We start from the raw sequence: 3,524 nt of genomic DNA, 5'->3' as shown, positions 1-3,524 counted from the left end.
CCGCGCCACGGCCCGCGCCAGCGCCGCGTGCACCTGGCCCACGACGCGGCTCTCGCCCTCGATCTCGTCGGAGAGGATGTGCGCCGCCAGGCCGTGCGAGCGCGCCAGCGCGGCGGCCGCCTCCAGGCTCTGCTGCGGCGTAGCGAACACCTGCACTACGTCGCGGGCGAAGGCCGGGTTGCCGGGCTTCGGGGTCTCGAAGGCGCCGCTGTCCAGGCCCGCGCGCGCCGCCGGCGGCAGCGCAATGCCGTAGCGGGCGCAGATGGCGAGTGCGTCGGCGCAGGTGCTGGCGTCGGGCAGCGTGGGGCCGCTGGCGATGCGCATAGGGGATTCAAGCGGCCTGTGGCAGGCCCGACAGACGAATGGATGGCCGGCCGAAACCGACCTGGGTGGCTTGGCTTGGAACTGGCGGTTGCGGCGTCGTCTTGCGTGATCCGGCCGGCCCCTGACGCATCGCTTGGGGTTCGTTGGGCCTTGCTGTCAGCTCATGCCTGCTCTGACGAGCAGCGACAACGAGGTCTACAAGGGCATGGCGTTGCTGCGCAGGCCGCTGCATGTCGCCATGGGCTGAGCCGCCGAGCCCGAGGGCACTCCCGTTTTGCCCGAGCGCGACCCAGGTCCAGCGCGCAATGGAGGGTGAACACCGGCCTGCTTAGCGGCCACAAGCCGAAGAACAGACTGAGCAGGCTCTCAATGGCGCGCCTGGGCTGACGCTGAGCCCCCGGCCGTGCCTGCCGGGGCGCGCCGGTGCAAACCAGCTAGGGCGATGGCGGCGATGCCGGCGCCAGGATCTCGATGCGGCTGGGCATGCGAGAGGCGCTCTGCATAACCTCGAGCTTGAAGCCCGGGCCTTCGTTGGAAAGGACCAGCGCGGGCAGGTAGTAGACCGGCCCGGACCAGGCAGCCAGTGCACTGTCGCGCACGACCCAGCCACCGGCCTCAAATGTCTGCACCCAAGCATGGCCGTAGGCGATCCAGCGGCCATTGCTCTGGAGCAGCGCGGCGCCCTGTACGAGGCGGGCCGGCAGCCCGTGCGCGCGCGCCAGGGCCGCTGTGAGCAAGGCATACTCGCTGCAGTCCCCCTGAAGGGAGCGCGCCACATCGGATGCGATGTCGGTGTTGGCGTTGTAGCTGCCGCGCATGACACCGGCCACGAAGGCCACCAGCTCGGCGCCGTCTACCGGCACCGTGGTGCCTAGGCGTTTCGCCTGCAGCCGGGCGCCCAGGTTCGCGACGGCCGGATCCTTGTGGTCGACGACAAAGCTGGCCGCCAGCGCGTCGCCAGTGGCGCCCTTGGCGGCATGTGTGCCTGGCTGCAGAAGAAGCTCGATGTGCCCTGATCGCGGCCCAGCCTCGGGCGCGATCCCGAGCAGCGTTGCCAGCCCTGCCACATCGGCTGCCTGCACCCGCAATCGGAGGATGCCGCCCGCTGCCGCCGGTACGGCCCCGGCGTCGACCGGTATGTCCGACAGCAAGGGCACGGCCGGCTCTGCACGCAGCGGCCCGGCCGTCTTCATCAAGGCTGCAAGCAGTGCGATGGCGCAGACTGCCTCCCGCCAGCCCGCGCCGCGGGCGGGCACGGCCATCAGAAGGCCCCGTGCTGGTGGATGCGCTCCAGCGTCATGGTGCGTGGGCCGATCGGCATGCGTGCACGGGCTATGGTGCCGGTCCTGCGGTCCAGCACGGCCTCGATGGTGACACCACCGAGCTCCTCGCGTACCGCAAAGGCGGCCGGCCCCGCGGGCTCCAGCACTGTGGCGCGTGTGGACAGCAGGCGGCTCAGGTCGAGCGAACTCCAGGTGCTGGCTTCCGTGCTGGTGCCGACCGGGTTGGGGGCGGCCATCAGCTGCCGACGCGCCAGGGCCAGAGCAACGAAGCTGCTGGGGGCCTTCGGGATCTCGAACTCGACGTCCTTGCCGGCGAGGGTACCCACCGCCTTCCAGCGACCCTCTTGGTCGGGGTTCAGGCGCAGGTTTTCCGTGAGTCGTCCCTGTTCGGCCTTGACCTGCACGGCGTTGATCAGGCTGCCGTCGGGCCGCACCCACTGAATGTCCACCACGTCCTGGTAGATCAGCTGCCCCGGCGTGCGCTGCAGCAGCAACGCGGACTTGTTGCTGACCTGAGTGTCGCCGTCGGCGTCTCGCGTGAACGAGGTGCTGGCCACCCCGACCCGCTGGCCGTCGATGCTGATCACGGTGATCTCGCCGAAGTAGCCCGGCTCCACGGGCTTGCCGTCGAGGCGCAACCCGGTGCTCAGCGCGCGCGCCACGGCATCGAACGTTCTAGAGTAGCCGAGCTCATCGTTGGCGCAGTAGACGGTGGCGTTGCCCAGGTCAGCCGCGAACTGCTGGAGTCCGCCAACGCGGGCCTCGCCCTTGACCCTGGCCCGGTAAAGCCAGCGTAGGGCCAGGAACGGATGCTTGCCTACCGCCCCGGCGTCGGAGGACTGCACGGCCCGGGCTTCGATTTCGCCGTTGGTCTTTCGCAATTCGCCAAACGAGATCTCTGCGGTCTCAGCCAGCAACGCGGCGAGATCGCGAGGCTCCTGCATCACCTGGCACGATACCGTGAGTTCCTTGCCCAGCCGGATCATCAGGCTGTAGGCATCGGACTGCCGCTCGACTTGGTGTTGCACCTCGCCCGGCACGCTTGCCTGCAGCCTGCCGTCCACGCTACTCACGGTCTTGGACTTCGGCAACTTAGCCTCGCGGGCCAGGGCATCCGTGAGCCACTGGGGCTGCTCCTGAGCCTGGGGGTGCGCGGTTGCCGCCACCAGTGCCAAGAGCGCCCCAGCGGCAGTGCGGAAGGCGGGGCGCGTGCCCGCGAGAGTTGTGTGGTTCATAGCTTTGCTCCCTGTGCGCCAAGCGCTCGCGGCCAGACCATCTCGGCCTTGCCGTGGACATACGCCTGACGCCGTACCATTTTGAAGTGATGCCGGCCGAATTGGCCATCGGTTGGACCCTAACGGCACCCGTCAGCGCAACGCCGCAGCCGGAAGGCCGCGACAGGCACGCACAGCCCGCCGGCCCGGCTCGGTGCAATGAGGGGCAGCTTGAGATTCCCGAAGATGATGCTGAGTGGGTTGTTTCGCCGTACAGGTAGCGGCTCTGCAGCGAGGCAGGAGCTGACGTGAGCCCGCCAGACGACCAGTGTCGGCCCTTCTCGGTCGTTCGTGGTGACCGGCTCGCACTGGCCGTTCCCACCCACCGTTCGGGCTCAGGTCGAAGCCCAGCGCGCTCGAAGCACCGCGCGATCGCGGCAGGCGGTGCCCCTGGCCGGCGCTGGGATGGGGCGGTCGGCCCTGCAGGCCGACTCCCCTGCGCTGCTCGCCCCGAGGGCGCACGGCAAAACTCGCTGCGTCCGCTTCGCTCACTGCGCTCGAGCAGTTGCCGTGGGTCAGTCCACGAAGCGCGCTGCGCGCGCCGCCCTCGAGCCTGCGCTGCTCGGCGCCCCATGACAGCGCCGGCCAGGGGCACCGCCTGCCGCTCAAGCACCGGAGCGGGTCTCGTCGAGAACAGACTCCG

The 3,524-nt window shown here is 69.7% G+C and carries 3 protein-coding genes; all 3 read right to left on the bottom strand.

Annotated elements, in window-relative coordinates; all coding sequences use genetic code 11:
- Positions 1 to 324: DUF4147 domain-containing protein (locus O9280_RS16410; RefSeq protein ID WP_298345310.1), on the bottom strand; the 324-nt coding region annotated here is incomplete at its 3' end.
- Between the two features lie 434 nt (positions 325 to 758).
- On the bottom strand, positions 759 to 1,586 hold the full coding sequence (locus O9280_RS16405) for a transglutaminase domain-containing protein (protein WP_298345306.1): 828 nt from the start codon (positions 1,584 to 1,586) through the stop codon (positions 759 to 761).
- Positions 1,586 to 2,842, bottom strand: coding sequence for a hypothetical protein (locus tag O9280_RS16400; protein ID WP_298345303.1), 1,257 nt, complete (start codon positions 2,840 to 2,842; stop codon positions 1,586 to 1,588). The genes O9280_RS16405 and O9280_RS16400 overlap by 1 nt, the downstream gene beginning before the upstream one ends.
- Positions 2,843 to 3,524 lie beyond the last annotated feature (682 nt).

Origin of the sequence: Silanimonas sp., from assembly GCF_027531545.1 — a bacterium.
Lineage (GTDB): Bacteria > Pseudomonadota > Gammaproteobacteria > Xanthomonadales > Xanthomonadaceae > Silanimonas.
This window is presented reverse-complemented; position numbering and strand designations above follow the sequence as displayed.

What these genes read in the sequence shown, in the direction of transcription:
- O9280_RS16405 (WP_298345306.1), bottom strand. Translation starts at nt 1,586, where the DNA reads ATGGCCGTGCCCGCCCGCGGCGCGGGCTGGCGGGAGGCAGTCTGCGCC.
- O9280_RS16400 (WP_298345303.1), bottom strand. Translation starts at nt 2,842, where the DNA reads ATGAACCACACAACTCTCGCGGGCACGCGCCCCGCCTTCCGCACTGCC.